14 protein-coding genes are annotated in these 14,389 nt (G+C 71.2%); 5 read left to right on the top strand and 9 right to left on the bottom strand.

From position 1 onward, the window contains the following. The first annotated feature begins 107 nt into the window (after positions 1-107). Positions 108-599 carry a DUF6194 family protein gene (locus A6A27_RS04400; RefSeq protein WP_073833144.1) on the top strand — a complete coding sequence of 164 codons (492 nt, stop codon included), beginning with the start codon at positions 108-110 and terminating at the stop codon, positions 597-599. A 6-nt stretch (positions 600-605) separates the two neighbouring features. On the opposite strand, the gene A6A27_RS42840 is transcribed toward A6A27_RS04400, so the two are convergent. The 5 genes from A6A27_RS42840 to A6A27_RS04385 all read right to left on the bottom strand — a co-directional run bounded on the left by A6A27_RS42840 (position 606) and on the right by A6A27_RS04385 (position 6,096). Next, positions 606-806 (bottom strand): hypothetical protein, encoded by a 201-nt coding sequence (locus A6A27_RS42840; RefSeq protein ID WP_143193875.1) that lies wholly within the window; start codon positions 804-806, stop codon positions 606-608. Between the two features lie 263 nt (positions 807-1,069). Further along, positions 1,070-2,395, bottom strand: coding sequence for a low temperature requirement protein A (locus A6A27_RS04395; RefSeq protein WP_073833143.1), 1,326 nt, complete (start codon positions 2,393-2,395; stop codon positions 1,070-1,072). A 277-nt stretch (positions 2,396-2,672) separates the two neighbouring features. Then, on the bottom strand, positions 2,673-3,680 hold the full coding sequence (locus A6A27_RS04390; protein ID WP_073833141.1) for a tyrosine-type recombinase/integrase: 1,008 nt from the start codon (positions 3,678-3,680) through the stop codon (positions 2,673-2,675). A 165-nt stretch (positions 3,681-3,845) separates the two neighbouring features. Further along, positions 3,846-4,064 (bottom strand): hypothetical protein, encoded by a 219-nt coding sequence (locus tag A6A27_RS42835; RefSeq protein ID WP_143193874.1) that lies wholly within the window; start codon positions 4,062-4,064, stop codon positions 3,846-3,848. A 181-nt stretch (positions 4,065-4,245) separates the two neighbouring features. Further along, entirely contained in the window at positions 4,246-6,096 is a 1,851-nt protein-coding gene (locus tag A6A27_RS04385; RefSeq protein ID WP_158073942.1) for a CocE/NonD family hydrolase, read from the bottom strand. A 412-nt stretch (positions 6,097-6,508) separates the two neighbouring features. Between A6A27_RS04385 and A6A27_RS04380 the strand changes: the two genes are divergently transcribed. The 3 genes from A6A27_RS04380 to A6A27_RS46765 all read left to right on the top strand — a co-directional run bounded on the left by A6A27_RS04380 (position 6,509) and on the right by A6A27_RS46765 (position 9,415). After that, positions 6,509-7,753 carry an MFS transporter gene (locus tag A6A27_RS04380; RefSeq protein WP_143193873.1) on the top strand — a complete coding sequence of 415 codons (1,245 nt, stop codon included), beginning with the start codon at positions 6,509-6,511 and terminating at the stop codon, positions 7,751-7,753. A 127-nt stretch (positions 7,754-7,880) separates the two neighbouring features. After that, positions 7,881-9,293, top strand: a complete 1,413-nt coding sequence (locus tag A6A27_RS04375) for an OFA family MFS transporter (protein ID WP_073833138.1) — start codon at positions 7,881-7,883, stop codon at positions 9,291-9,293. After that, positions 9,290-9,415, top strand: a complete 126-nt coding sequence (locus tag A6A27_RS46765) for an MFS transporter small subunit (RefSeq protein WP_274534520.1) — start codon at positions 9,290-9,292, stop codon at positions 9,413-9,415. Before A6A27_RS04375 ends, A6A27_RS46765 begins: the two co-directional genes overlap by 4 nt. Before the next feature lie 54 nt (positions 9,416-9,469). Here the strand turns inward: A6A27_RS46765 and A6A27_RS04370 are convergent, their stop codons facing one another. Further along, complete coding sequence (locus A6A27_RS04370) at positions 9,470-10,198, bottom strand: SDR family NAD(P)-dependent oxidoreductase (RefSeq protein WP_073833136.1); 729 nt, start codon at positions 10,196-10,198, stop codon at positions 9,470-9,472. 156 nt (positions 10,199-10,354) lie between these two features. Between A6A27_RS04370 and A6A27_RS04365 the strand changes: the two genes are divergently transcribed. Then, positions 10,355-11,035 (top strand): hypothetical protein, encoded by a 681-nt coding sequence (locus tag A6A27_RS04365; RefSeq protein WP_073833135.1) that lies wholly within the window; start codon positions 10,355-10,357, stop codon positions 11,033-11,035. Positions 11,036-11,047: 12 nt separating this feature from the next. Here A6A27_RS04365 and A6A27_RS04360 read toward each other — a convergent pair whose 3' ends face one another. From A6A27_RS04360 to A6A27_RS04350, 3 genes are all read right to left on the bottom strand, one after another. Next, the gene (locus A6A27_RS04360) at positions 11,048-12,085 is read right to left on the bottom strand and encodes an NAD(P)H-dependent flavin oxidoreductase (RefSeq protein WP_073833133.1); all 1,038 of its coding nucleotides are present in this window, start codon (positions 12,083-12,085) and stop codon (positions 11,048-11,050) included. Between the two features lie 58 nt (positions 12,086-12,143). After that, positions 12,144-13,142, bottom strand: a complete 999-nt coding sequence (gene cydB / locus A6A27_RS04355; protein ID WP_073833131.1) for a cytochrome d ubiquinol oxidase subunit II — start codon at positions 13,140-13,142, stop codon at positions 12,144-12,146. A gap of 14 nt (positions 13,143-13,156) precedes the next feature. Continuing rightward, positions 13,157-14,389: cytochrome ubiquinol oxidase subunit I (locus A6A27_RS04350; RefSeq protein ID WP_241825066.1), on the bottom strand; the 1,233-nt coding region annotated here is incomplete at its 5' end.

The raw sequence follows: 14,389 nt of genomic DNA, 5'->3' as shown, positions 1-14,389 counted from the left end.
CCGCCCGCGCCGCCTGCCCATTTCCCGCCGTTTGAAGGTTTAGCCGAAATTCACCGGCCTAACAGCGGAAAAGCTTCACAGGGCAGTTCAACGATACGGTTAAAGCCATGACGTCCACCGCCGTACCCGCCCCGACCGCCGACCAGATCGCCGACCGCATCCTCGCCCTACCCGAGGTCACCGTCGTCGTCGCCGACGAAGCCTCCGGCGCCCCGCCAGCGAGCTGGGGATGGCGCTTCTTCCACGTCGGCGACGACCACCGCCGACCCTTCGCCACCCTCGGCGAACACGACATGCCCGGCTTCGACGACGACTCCCAGCTCGACCGGCCCGGCGTCTACCGGCTCAACCTCGACCTCGGCCGCACCGAGTTCGAACGCCGCTTCGGCTACCCACCCGCCCGGTTCACCGACCACCGGCCATCACTCGACGCCACCGTCCTCGACGAGATCCTGCCCCACCCCGTCTACGGCACCCACGGATGGGCGTGCGTACTCAACCCCGGCGCCGCCAGCCTGACCGAAACCGATCGGCTGCTCGCCCACGCCCACCAGCGGGCACGGCAACGACACCGCCGCACCCTCGACCGCCGCCACTGACCGGGGTCACGAGGCCGCCTGCCAGTGGTACGTCCACGGCGGCCCCGCGCCGACCACCGGCTCCCGCACGTACAGGCCATCGCCCACCACGTCGACCTCTCCCGGATGCAACTCGGCCGGCGGGTCCCCGCGATCGTCCAGCTCAACCGTCGCGGTACGCCCGTCGGCCGGCCCACCCACGATCGGGACATCAGCTACCTCTCGCATACGTGCAGCATCACGCCCCCGCCCCCGACCACACCCCGAACCGGCGAAGCTCACCCGCCCGATCGGGAATCGTCGCCACCCCCACCCACCGGCACCGCCAACGCGCGATTCGTGCGGTTCGACCGCACCGCAACCCGCTGCTGACCCGCCCCGCTCAACCAGTGCGGTGACTACGGCCGATACCTGCCGCTCGACGACGCCGTACCGGTCCCCACGGTCACCAAGGAGGGTGGCCTCGTTCGACGGCGCCGACGACGGCCCGGTCACTCGCCCTCGTCCGGCTCGTTCGGCTCATGCCAGCGCGCCCGGTAGGCGGCCTCGTGCGCCTCGTGGCTGGCCCGTTCCTCGAGGACCAACCTGCGCAGCACCGCCCGGCCTTCACTGAAGACGACCACCTCAACGGCCACCATGCCCACGCAGATCGCGGTCAGCAGTGCCATGGTTCCCAGTGCCGGCAGCTGGTCGACCAACGGGGGGCAGATGGCAAGCAGCCCTAGCGTGATCACCCGGGTCCAGCTGAGGGTGTGCAGGGTCCGCAGTTGGAAGAGGATGCTGCCGCAGAGGTACAGGAACACCCCGCCGAAGAGCAGCGGCTCGGCCGCGCCACGGGCCGGCTCCAAGTTGGAGATGTTCGGGCTGGTGATCTGGTGCACGATCTCCTCGGAGCCCAGCGCGAACAAGATGATCCCGGCGATCATCGGCAGATAGCAGTACGCGTACGCGTCCCGGGCCATGGTGACCCGGGGTTTGCCCTGCGCCGCATGCAGGGCGATCCGGGCGGCCGGCCCGATCATGTCGTAGTGCGCCCACCAGAGCGCGGCGGTGAAGAAGATGCTGAGCACCGCCGCACCCACCGCTGGCAGGGTGGGTGGCTGCCCGATCAGGTTGCTCCCGACGCCAACGGAAATGACCGATTCACCCAAGGCGATGATCAGAATCAGGTCGTACCGTTCCGTCCAGTGCTCGGCCGAGGCGATGTCCCAGCCCCAGGTGCCGAGTTGGCCGCTGCCGAATTGGAGCAGCACGACCAGCGCCCACAGCCCGTCCCGGATGTATGGCGCCGCGGCGGAGCCGTGTATGGCCGGGGGAATCAGCGCGGCGGCGAGCAGCAGCAAGGTGCTGCCGACCAACTCCGGCGCGAACCGGATCAACTGCCGGCGATCGTTCGGGCTGTCCCGCACCACATACAGGTAGAGCAGCAGGTGCACTCCGCGGAACACGATGTAGCTAACTGCTGCCACGATCGGCCCGGCGGCACCCCGCACATCCCGAAACGCCTGCGGCAGCGACAGGGCGAAGGTGAACAGCGACGCCATGCCGACCGTCATCAGCACCGGCACGAAGCCCTCGCCGAGCCGGACCCGGGTGGCGACCACGCTGTGCAACACCCACGACCACCAGAGCACCGCGAGGACCAGCAGGGCGTGCCACAGTGCCCCGCCGCTGACATCCCGCGCGGTGGACCGGGTGATGATGAAGAACGAGAAGACGAAAACCAGATCGAAGAAGACCTCGAACCGGTCCACCCGAGCCGCAGGGGCCACCGGCACCGCAGGCCCGAGGCGCCCCCGCCACCCGAAGCCGCTCACCGGACGAGTCTGTCAGCGGCCGGGCGCGTCCGCGCCGGATTCCGATACAACGAAGAGCACCCGGCTCGAGCCCCGTACCGAGCATCGCCGACTGCGGCGACGGCACGATCGGGGTGTCGATGAGGGCGCCCCGGAGTGCGACGGCTCGCACGACCGCCGCAACGGCCAGACCGGGTACGACTGCACGTGCTCACCCTGACCCGCGACCAGGCCGCGCTGCTCGCCCGCGGCCTGGTCCTTTTCCCACTGCCCGCCCGGGCGAAGCTCACCCGCCCGATCAGGGATCGCCGCCCCGCCCACCCACCAGCGCCGCCAACGCGCGATTCGTGCGGTTCGACCGCACCGCCGCCCGCTGCTGACCCGCCGTCACCTCGATGTACGTCTGCGACGACGCCAACGACGCGTGCCCCAGCAACCGCATGATCTCCGCCGCGCTCGCCCCGTCCTCCGCCAACCGGGTCGCGAACGTGTGCCGCAACGCGTGCAGCCGCGCCCCCCGCGGCACCCGGTCACCGATCCCCGCCCGCCGATAGCAGGACTCCACCAGATACTGCAGGCCGCCCCGGCGCAGCGGCCCACCCCGCCGGTCCACCAGCAACGGCGAGTCCGGCCGTACGCTGCGCGCACCGAACCGGCGCCGGCGACTGTCCAGGTAGTCCGCCAGCACCCGATCCACACCCGACTCGATCGGCACGGTCCGAGGGCGACCGCCCTTGCCGGCCACGTCCACCCGCCGCTCGCCGGGCCGTCCGGCCAGCGACGCCACCCGCAACGCCAACAGCTCCGACAGGCGCAGGCCCGCGCACAGCGCCAGGGACAGCACCGCCAGGTCACGCTCGGGCCATGGGTCGCGCTGCCGGCCGTCGTCCCGGGTCACCGCGGCGAGGAGTTCCTCCGGGGTGTCCTCGCCGCGCAGCGGCTTGGGCTGGGGGAGCGGGGTGCGGGGCCGCCCCACCGCCGGCATCGGATTCCCCGGTACGACCCCCTCCGCCACCAGGAAGGTGAAGAAGCTGTTCCAGGTGGACCAGGCGCGGTGTACGGAGGCGGCGGCGCGCGGGGCGGCGAACCGGGCGAACGCCGTTCGCATGACCCGGGGGGAGAGGGCGGTGATCGGCAGTTGATCGAGGGGGAGGGGAGTGGTCTCGTCCTCGCCGACCAGGGCCGCGACGGTGGCGAGGTCCCGCCGGTACGCCGCCAGGGTGTGGGGGGAGGGCTTGCGGGTGGCCCGGGCGGTCAGGAACTCCTCGATCAGTTGCCCTACCGCTTCGTCCGGTTTGTCATGCATAAGGCATATTATGCATGATTTTCACGTCTGCGGGCAGGTGGTGGGGAAGAGGCCCAGCAGCGGGGCGCCCATCGCCAAGATCCCGCGTGGGCGCGCATACCTTCCTGCAGGGGCATGGGTTCGGCGGGGGTGCTCGCTCACATACGGGCGGCCCGGCTCGGCCGGCTACGTGGCGATCGCCTTGGCCGCGAAGTCCGGGTGCGTGCCCTCGGAGACAACCTCGTCGCGCGCCAGCATCCATGCGGTTGCCGTGGCCAACTCCGGGCCGTACGCCAGCTTGAACTGCGACCAGTCCTGGCCGCGGCCCGGCGACTCCGGCACGAGCGCCTCCCACGGGATCGTCGGGGCGCCGGGGTTCCCGAACCCGGCTGGGAGAGGGCTCACCGCTTCTACTTGACATAATGTGCATTATCGAATGTCAGCGGAAGCGGGATCAGGTGGGGCGTAACGCCTGCCTGAGGCCGCCTGACGGACGCGCCACCTGGCGGGCGGTCCCTCACCTCGGTTGCAAGCCCTGGTGAGGGACCGCCCGCTCGTTCAGGCAGTCAACAACGGGACTTCCTGGTCAGAAGCCCAGGCGGCCCGTGCCCCCCACGACAGGAAGCGTCAGCGCACTGCCATTCAGGTACACGGTGACCTGGCTGCCCACCGCGGCCGCGTCGCGCGCCGGGCGGTTGGACGTCGGGTTCGCGTTGTAGTTGCCGGTGATGACGACGCCGATCCGGTGTCCGGCCGGGATGACGTGCTCGGACGGGAGGGTCTTCCATCGCACGTTGTACTCCTCGCCCGGCGTCAGGGCGTGGCTCCGCCGAATGTCGGGCGAGTTCTTCACGTCGATGTGGCCCCAGGCCAGGACGCGCTCCGGCGTGATCGCGACGCTCGCCTCCATCGGCTCGGCGCACCCGGTCCGATCGGCCAGGTCCGCGGGCTCGCAGGACTCCTGCACCACCTCCAGCGGGTCCTTGCCCGCCACGGTGACGGTCGGTCCCGCGCCGTAGTCGACGAGGAGGGCCGACAGCAGCGCCGTCTCGGCCGTCGTCGACATCCTGACCGCCAGCTCCGGCGTTCCGGAGAGGCGTACGTCCGCAGTGAGCGGTGGGGTCACGTACGCGAGCCGGCCGGGGTTGGTCTGCTCCGCGTTACCGATCTTGACTGCCTGCGACTCGATCTGGTCGACGAAGCTCTGCGAGGGGTTGCCCTTCGGCGCGTTGAGCGTCAGGGTGCCCGCCGCGTCGGCCGTCGTCGGACCGAAGCGCAGGTCCACCTTCTCGGCGGCGGCGTCCGGCCAGCTCGAGTGGGTCTCCCAGGTGCCGTCGGGACGCTGAATGTCCGCCATCGGCTCGTCCATGATCCCGTTGGGGATGTCGTACAGCCAGTGGTCCATCCACCTGTGCATGACCGCCTGCCAGTCGGTGAGCCGGAAGCTGGTCGGGTTCACGTGCGCGCCGCGGTGGAGCCAGATCTTGCGCGGCATCTGGCGCTTCTCGACCTCACGCCACAGATCGGCGAAGTGCATGGTCTTGACGTTGAAGTCGGTGAGACCGTGCACCATGAACACGGACGTCTCCGCTGTCTTGATCTTGTTGGCGTCGGGCAGGTAGTTCCGCTGCTGCCAGAACGGGGTGAAGTCGGAGGCGCTGGCCTGCTCGGCGTCGCCGAGCCCGGTGATGACCGACTCGCAGGCCGGCGCCGACGCGGAACCCGGTAGCGTCCGGCCGACGGAGACGTAGTCGGCGAGGTACTCGGTGTACCGGAAGTTGACGTTCTCGCTCCAGGTCGACCAGGCGATCCCCTGGTCGTTTACGTACCGGTACCAGCTGGAGATCGCGGAGATGGGCACCACGGTCCGCAGGCCGGGTACGCCCTGGGTGGCGACCGCGTTGGGCAGGGTGCCGACGTAGGACACGCCCTGCATCCCCACGTTCCCGGTGCTCCAGTCGGCGACCGCCGCGCTGCCGTCGTGGTGGAAGGCCGACGCGCGGCCGTTGAGCCAGTCGACAACCGCCTTGATGCTGATGGTGTCCTCGGGTCCGCCGGTGGTCGGGCAGCCGAAGGACCGCGAGGTGCCCTGCATCTCCACTTGGACGACGGCGTAGCCCCGGGGGACGAAGTACTCGTCCCACCAGCCGGGGAATCCGCGGGTCTTGTCCGGCAGCGGGTCGCCGGGGTCCCGGCCGTAGTACGGGCTGGCCTCCATGATGGTGGGCACCCGCAGGCCCGCCTTGGTCTCGGCCGGCCGGACCACGTCGACCTCGATCAGGTCCCGGCGGCCGTCGCCGTCACTGTCCATCGGCGCCTCGACGTAGACGACCTCCTGGATCGCCTCGGCGTAGGAGAAGACCGGTTTGGTCACACCGTTTTCGATCACGATGCCGGGGGTGTCCGCTGTCGCGCTCGCCGTAGCGGGCGCACCCATGATCACCACCCCGACAACTGTTCCGACGGCTAGCAATCGCCGCACAACTCCCATGCCCCTACCTCCGTCAGCTCCAGAGACACATGGTGGATACAGCGTGATCGATATTGATCGAGCGGGTCAATGACCATCCGTAGCGGAGGGCCTCTTATCCGTTACGACAGATGTCGGGCTGCGCCGACTGTTCCGGCGAGTTCGTCGGCTTCGATTACCGGTTCCTCACGCACGCGTCGGGACGTAGACTGCTCGCGTGGTCCCCCTGGAAGCCGTCGCCGCCGCGTACGGTCGCTGGACCACGCCGGACCTGCCGCTGTACGGCAGCGACCACGATCGCTCCGACTTCGCTCCCTGACCGGGCCCGCTCCTGCGCCCACCGTCCGGTCAATTCCCCACCTCCCGGGAGCGTCTCGTCATGCCTGTGTCCGACAACACCCACCTGATCCCGCCCGCGGGCGGTTCCTCCGCAATCCCCCCACGCCCGGCCGACACCTCGGCCGCGGCGGTGCTCCGCGCGCCTCGGACCGCCCGGGTCCTGGCGGCCAGCATGCTCGGCCGGATTCCGCTCGGCGCGGCGCCGCTCGCCCTGCTGGTGTTCGCCCGGGAGACGATGACGCTGACCGTCGCGGGTCTGCTGGTCGCCGCGTTCACCGCCGGTACCGCGGTCGGGCAGCCGATGCTCGCCCGCATGGCGGACCGTTGGCGCCAGCCGCCGGTGCTGTGGCTGGCCATGACCGCCTCGACGGTCGGTTTCGCGCTCACCGCCGCGCACGTCAATCTTGCGGTGACGGTGTTCGCGGCCGGGTTGGCCGGAGCGGGCGCGCCGCCGTTCGAGTCGTGCCTGCGGGTGCTCTGGCGCGACCTGCTTCCCGCGCACCAGGTGCAGACCGCGTACACCCTGGACATCGCCGTGCAGGAAGTGATCTTCATTCTTGGTCCGGTGGTCACGCTCGGCGCCGTAGGGTTGGTCGGTCCGGCCGGTGGTCTGGCCGCGGCTGCGCTCGTGCAGGGTGTCGGCACCGTCTGGTTCGCCACGACCGACGTGGTGCGGCGCTGGCGGGGCGAGCCTGCGCCGCGGCACTGGGCGGGGCCGCTGCGGGCCGGCCGGCTGCGGTTGACTCTCGGTGCGTTGTTGCTGGTCGGCGCGGCGGTAGGGAGCGTGACCGTCGCCGTGGCCGGGTACGCCGAGTCGGCCGGAGCCAGGTCCTGGGCGGGCTGGCTGCTGGCCGCGCAGGCGACCGGGGCGTTGGTCGGGGGCCTGCTGTACGTGCGTTTCGCCGGGCTGCGCCGGCACGCCACGCTCCCCCGCGCCATCGGCGTGTTCGCGGTCGGTTATCTGCCGTTGCTGCTGACTCCGGCGCCAGCGGTGATGCTGGTGCTGATGGCGGTCAGCGGTGTCGCGTTGCCGCCGCTGTTGACCATCGCCTTCGTGGTCATCGACGAGGCGGCACCGGCGGGCACGGTGGCCGAGGCGTTCGCCTGGGCGGCGACCGCGTTCTCGGTCGGCAGCGCGGGTGGCGCGGCGGCGGGCGGGGCGCTGGTGGATGCGGTGGGGCGGCCGGTGTTCGGATTTCTGATCGCCCCGCTGGCCGCTGCCGCGGCTTCGTGGATCGCGGTGGTGGGTCAGGGGCGCGGGCGATCCGCCACGCTGTCGCCCTGAGCGGAGGGAAACGCCCGACCGTTCGGCTCACGGTTTCGACCGTCCGGCGCGTGGTGGGTTTGGGTGCGGAGTGCGGTGGGGGCATGTAGGGGCGACGTTTCTCGGCCTCTTCCGGGGAGGAAGCAGCATGCTTTCCGCACTCGATCGTCGGCACACCGTCGCGCCGCCGGGGTACAGCCGTTGGCTGATTCCGCCGGCGGCGTTGGCGATCCATCTCTGCATCGGGCAGGTCTACGCGACGAGCGTGTACAAGAACTCGCTGATCGCTCATTTCGAGGCGAGCCAGACGGCGGTCGGGGTCATCTTCAGCATCGCGATCGTGATGCTGGGGTTGTCGGCGGCGGTGGCGGGCACGTGGGTGGAGGCGAACGGGCCGCGGAAGGCGATGTTCGTCTCGGCGTGTTTCTGGGCGGCCGGGTTCCTGGTCGGTGCGCTGGGCATCGCGACGCGGCAGTTGTGGCTGCTGTATCTCGGGTACGGGGTGCTGGGTGGGATCGGTCTGGGGATCGGGTACATCTCCCCCGTCTCCACGTTGATCAAGTGGTTCCCGGACCGGCCGGGTCTGGCAACGGGGTTGGCGATCATGGGGTTCGGTGGTGGGGCGATGGTGGCCTCTCCCCTGTCCCGGCAGTTGCTGTCGTTCTACGACGCGGGGTATGACCCGGCGAACGCGGCCTCGACGGCGTCGGGAGCGGCGCTGGTGTGGTTGTTCGTGACCTTGGGCGTCGGCTATTTCGTGATCATGATGTTCGGGGTGTTCAACGTGCGGGTGCCGGCGGCGGGCTGGCGGCCGGCGGGGTTCGATCCGGCGCGGGTGGCGGCGAAGCCGCTGGTGACCACGGCGAGCGTGTCGGCGGCGAATGCGGTGAAGACCCGGTCGTTCTGGTTGCTGTGGGTGGTGTTGTTCTGCAACGTGACCGCTGGTATCGGGATCCTGGAGCAGGCCAGCCCGATGATCCAGGACTTCTTCCGCGACGGTGGGACGTCGTCGGTGTCGGTGGCGGCGGCCGGCGGGTTCGTGGGGTTGCTGTCGTTGTTCAACATGGGCGGCCGGTTCGTGTGGTCGTCGACGTCGGATGTGATCGGCCGTAAGCCGATCTATCTGGTGTATCTGGGTGTCGGGATGGTGCTGTACGTGCTGCTGGCCGTGGTCGGGCACGCGGCGACGGCGTTGTTCGTGCTGCTGGCGTGCGTGATCCTGTCGTTCTACGGGGGCGGGTTCGCGACGGTGCCGGCGTATCTGCGGGATCTGTTCGGCACGTTCCAGGTGGGGGCGATCCACGGCCGGCTGTTGACGGCGTGGTCGGCGGCGGGGGTCGCCGGGCCGCTGATCGTGAACGGGTTCCTGGACGCCCAGGGCAAGCCGGGGACGTTGACGGCGGCGGCGTACCGGCCGGCGTTGTTCACGATGGTCGGGGTGCTGGCGGTGGGGTTCGTGGCGAACCTGTTGATCCGGCCGGTGCCGGAGCGGTTCCACGAGCCGGCGGCGGCCCGGGACGTGGTCGAGGATGTGGTGGCGGAGAGGAGCGGTACGCGATGAGCGAGGGCAACCCGCGGGGGCAGCAGGCCCGGTTGGTGGTCTCCTGGCTGGTGGTGTCGGTGCTGCTGGGCTACGGGGTGGTGCAGACGGTGATCACCGCGGCGAAGCTGTTCACCAGCTGAGGCATCGGGACGGGCGGCCCGGGGCGTGCTGCCCGGGGCCGCGCCCGCGTGGGGTCAGAGGCCGCCGGCGATGCGCAGGACGGCACCGGTGGTGTAGGAGGCGTCGGGGCTGAGGAGGAAGGCGATGGCGCCGGCGATCTCGTCGGGTTCGCCGGCGCGGCCGAGCGGGATGCGGCCGGCGGCGCTGTCGGGCCGGTCGGGTACGCCGGACAGGGCGTGGATGTCGGTGCGGATGATGCCGGGGGCGACGGCGTTGACCCGGATGCCCTGCGGGGCCAGTTCCTTGGCCAGGCCGACGGTGAGGGTGTCGGTGGCCGCCTTGACCGCGGCGTAGTGGATGTATTCGCCGGGGCTGCCGAGGGTGGCGGCGGCGGAGGAGACGTTGACGATGGCGCCGCCGCGGGTCATCCGGCGGGCGGCCTGCTGCGCGCACAGCACGTATCCGATGAGGTTGACGTCGACGACCCGGCGCAGGTCGTCGAGGCGCAGCTCGGTGAACGGGCCGATCGGACTGGTGACGCCGGCGTTGTTGACCAGGCCGGTGAGGGGGCCGAGGTCGGCGGCGGCGTCGAAGAGGGCGGCGACCTGGTCGGGGTCGGTGGTGTCGGCGGGCACGGCGACGCCTTGGCGGCCGGCGGCGTGGATGTCGGCGAGGACGGCCGCGGCGGCGTCATGGTCGCGGCGGTAGCCGATGGCGACGTGGTGCCCGGCGGCGGCGAGGCGGCGGGCGGTGGCGGCGCCGATGCCGCGGCTGCCGCCGGTGACGACGGTGACCGGATCCACTGTGCCCCTCCCCTGCTGTGACTGCCGGGCCGACGTTACCGTGGCCGGCCCTGGCCGGCGGGGAGGGGAAGATCACACGGGGGGCTGATCTTCGTCGTGTCGCAGCCGGCTGGTATCAAGGCTGCAATCAAACGTGTGTACGGAAGAGGGCGTGTGATGGCGGGTCAGGGTTTGTCCACTGACGAGGTGCAGGGGATTCGGGAGGCGTTGGCCGCGGGCCGTAAACCGAAGGTGGTGTTCACGGCCGCGGCGGGTCAGATGGCGGGTCAGGTCGGCCAGGTGGTGGAGCTGACCGATCCGGAGGTGTCCGAGGAGTTCGTGGTGGTGCGGTTCGGCCGCGACGAGTTGCCCTTCTCCCCCGCCGACGTGGCGATCGCGCCGCGCGGCGCGGGCCGCAAGCCGGCGGAGCCGAAGCCAGAGGTCGAGGAGCCGCCGGCGCCGGCGGAGCCGGAGTTCGTGCTGGACACGCCGCGGGTGCCGGCGCCGCGTCGGGAGGAGCCGAAGGTGGAGCAGCAGGTGGAGGCCAAGCCGGCGCGTCGGGCGGTGAAAGCGGCGAAGCCGAAGAGCCCGGCCGGGCTGACGGTCACCCTGGCGTACGCCGAGGGTGAGTGGACGGTGGCGGCGCAGCAGGGCGCGAAGGCCCTCGCCAAGCCGTACGTGGTGAAGCCGGCGGAGGCGTTGCGGATGGTGGCGCTGGTGGACGTGCCGGGGGTGCAGGAGGCGGTGGAGCAGATCCTGGCGGCGGAGCGGGCGGAGGCGGAGCAGCAGGCGGAGAAGCTGCGTGCGGAGCTGGCGGAGATCGAGGCTCGGCTGGCGGAGCTGCGCGAGGCGCACTAGGCCGCCGGGCGGTCAGAGCGCGGCGGTCAGCCGTTCGACCACGGTGGCGGCCGGGCCGGTGGTGGCGTGCCGGTAGCCGGTGCCGGCCCACAGGTGCACCCGGTCGGGGTGGCCTGCGGCGGCGGCCGCCGCGCGCATGCCCCGGGTCAGGTGGTGCAGTTCGGGGTAGCCGAGCGGGGCGGCCGGTTCGTACCGGTCGATGAAGGTGTTGCGCAGGCCCCGGGCGGGTCGGCCGGTGAAGGCGCGGGTGAGCACGGTGCTGGTGCGGGCCGGGTCGGCCAGGGCGTCGCGGTGGGTGCGGCTAGCTCCGCTCTCGTCGGTGCGCAGCAGCAGCGTGCCGACGGCCACGGCGGCCGCGCCGGCGGCGAGCAGGTCGCGTACGTCGGTGGGGCCGGCGACGCCGCCGGCGGCCACCACGGGCAGCCCGGTGGCGGCGACCACGTCGCGGACGAGCGGCCGGGTGGAGGTGGGCGGTGCGGGCCGGCGTGGGGTGTGGGTGCCGCTGTGCCCGCCCGCCTCGGTGCCCTGGGCGACCAGCCCGTCGACGCCGAGGTCGCGGGCGGCGAGCGCCTCGGCGACCGAGGTGACGGTGACCAGCACCCGGGAGCCGGCGCGGCGCAGCGCGGCCAGCGCCGCCGGGTCGGGCAGCCCGAAGGTGAAGCTGACCAGCGGCACCGGGTGCCGCACCAGCAGGTCGATCTTGTCGGCCCAGTGGTCGTCGTCGTGGACCAGCGGCGCGTCGGCCAGGTCGAGGCCGTACGGTTCGCCCTCGCCGGCGATCTGCCGGGCGTACCGGCGGAAGGTGGTCTCGTCGATCTCGGCGGGGCCGGGCACGAACAGGTTCACCCCGCACGGGGTGCCGGTGGCGGACAGGTCGGCCAGGTCGGCGGCGAGCGCCTCGGGGGTCTTGTAGCCGGCCGGGAGGAAGCCGAAACCGCCGGCCGCGGTGACGGCGCGCACCAGGGCCGGGGTGGTGGCGCCGCCGCCCAGCGGGGCGCCGACGACCGGGGTCGCGCTGCCGAACAGTCGGGTCCACGGTGCGTCGGTCACCGGGCAACTGTAGTGCGCGGGGCCGGGGCGACGGGTCGCTCCGGCCCCGCGTCCGGGCTCAGTGTTGTGGGATGTTGGCCACGCCGATGCGCTTGCGGAACACCCAGTACGTCCAGCCCTGGTAGGCCAGCACGATCGGGGTGAACACCACCGCCACCCAGGTCATGATCTTCAGGGTGTAGGGGGTGGAGGCGGCGTTGCTGGCGGTCAGGGTGCCGGCGGCGTCCAGGGTGGACGGCAGCACGTTCGGGAACAGCGCGGCGAACAGGGTCGCCACGGCCAGGCCGATCGCCACGGCGGTGCCGGTGAACGCCCAGCCCTCCCGGCGTACCCGGGCGGCGGCGACACCGCCGAGCAGGGCGAGGGCGGCGCTGACGGCGAGCACGACGGCGGCCGCGCTGGAGCGGATGGACAGCGTCCAGGTCAGGAAGGCCACCGCCACCACGGCGGTGCCGGCGCCGAGCTTGACGGCCAGGGCACCGGCGCGGGCGCGGATGTCGCCGGTGGTCTTCAGGGCGAGGAACACCGCGCCGTGGGTGAGGAACAGGCCCAGGGTGGTCACCCCGCCGAGCAGGGCGTACGGGTGCAGCAGGTCGAGCAGGCCGCCGACGTACTCGTGGTCGGCGTCCAGCGGCACGCCGCGCAGGATGTTGGCGAAGGCGACGCCCCAGAGGATCGCCGGCAGCAGCGAGCCGAAGAAGATGGCCTGGTCCCAGCGGCGCTTCCAGGACGCCTCGGGGCGCTTGTGCCGGTACTCGAAGGCGACCCCGCGGGCGATCAGGGCGAGCAGGATCAGCAGCAGCGGCAGGTAGAAGCCGGAGAAGAGGGTGGCGTACCACTCGGGGAAGGCGGCGAACATGGCGCCGCCGGCGGTGATCAGCCAGACCTCGTTGCCGTCCCAGACCGGGCCGATGGTGTTGATCAGGACGCGGCGTTCCCGGTCATCGCGGCCGAGGACGGGCAGCAGCATGCCGACGCCGAAGTCGAAGCCTTCGAGGATGAAGTAGCCGGTGAAGAGCACGGCGACGAGGAGAAACCAGACGGTGGTCAGTTCCACGATGGGCTCCGGGGTCAGTAGGCGAACGCCAGCGGGCGCTCGGCGTCGTCGGTGTCGTCGTCGGCGGGTTGCGGGGTGAGGTCGGGTACGCCGGCCTTGGCGTAGCGGACCAGCAGCTTGAACTCGACCACGGCGAGGGTGGCGTAGATGAGGGTGAACGCGGTGAACGAGGTGAGCACCTCGGTCAGCGAGACGCTGCGGGACACGCCGTTGCGGGTGAGCATCTCGCCGAAGACGATCCACGGCTGGCGGCCCATCTCGGTGAAGATCCAGCCGAAGGAGTTGGCCAGCAGCGGCAGCAGCGGCATGACGAGGCCGGCGCGCAGCAGCCACCGGCTCGACGGGGTGCGGCCCTTGCGCTGGGTCCAGAGCACGATCAGGGCGATCGCGGCGGCGGCCAGGCCGAGGGCGATCATGAAGCGGAAGCTCCAGTAGGTGACCGGGATGATCGGGGTGTAGCTGCCGGCGCCGTACTGGGCGGCGTACTGGGCCTGCAGGTCGTTGATGCCCTGCACGGTGCCGTTGGGGTCGCCGGTGCCGAGGAACGACAGCAGGTACGGGATCTTGAGGGCGAAGACCTCGCGGCTGCCGTCGAGGCTGCCGACGGTGAGTACGGAGAACGAGGCGGGGCTCTCGGTGGTGTAGAGGCCTTCGGCGGCGGCCATCTTCATCGGCTGCACCTCGGTCATGATCTTGCCTTGGATGTCGCCGGTGAACAGCACCGCCGCGGCGGAGACGAGTACCACCCAGGAGCCGAATTTGGTGGCGAAGCGGTAGGCGTCGGTGTCGGCGCTGCCGCGGTTGCGGATGAGGTGCCACAGGCCGACGGAGACGATCAGCGACCCCGCGACCAGGAACGCCCCGGACAGGGTGTGCGGGAAGGTGATCAGGGCGACCTTGTTGGTGAGCACGGCGAAGAAGTCGGTCAGCTCGGCGCGGCCGGTGGTCGGGTTGACCCGGTATCCGACGGGGTTCTGCATGAAGGAGTTCGCGGCGAGGATGAAGTACGCGGACAGGTTGGTGCCGATCGCGGCGGCCCAGATGGCGGCCAGGTGCAGCCGCTTGGGCAGCCGGTCCCAGCCGAAGATCCACAGTCCGATGAAGGTCGACTCGAGGAAGAATGCGACGAGGGCCTCGATGGCCAGCGGCGCGCCGAAGATGTCGCCGACGAAGCGGGAGTAGTCGGACCAGTTCATGCCGAACTGGAATTCCTGCACGATGCCGGTGACCACACCCATCGCGAAGTT

It is taken from the genome of Micromonospora sp. CB01531, from assembly GCF_001905095.1.
GTDB lineage: Bacteria > Actinomycetota > Actinomycetes > Mycobacteriales > Micromonosporaceae > Micromonospora.
This window is presented reverse-complemented; position numbering and strand designations above follow the sequence as displayed.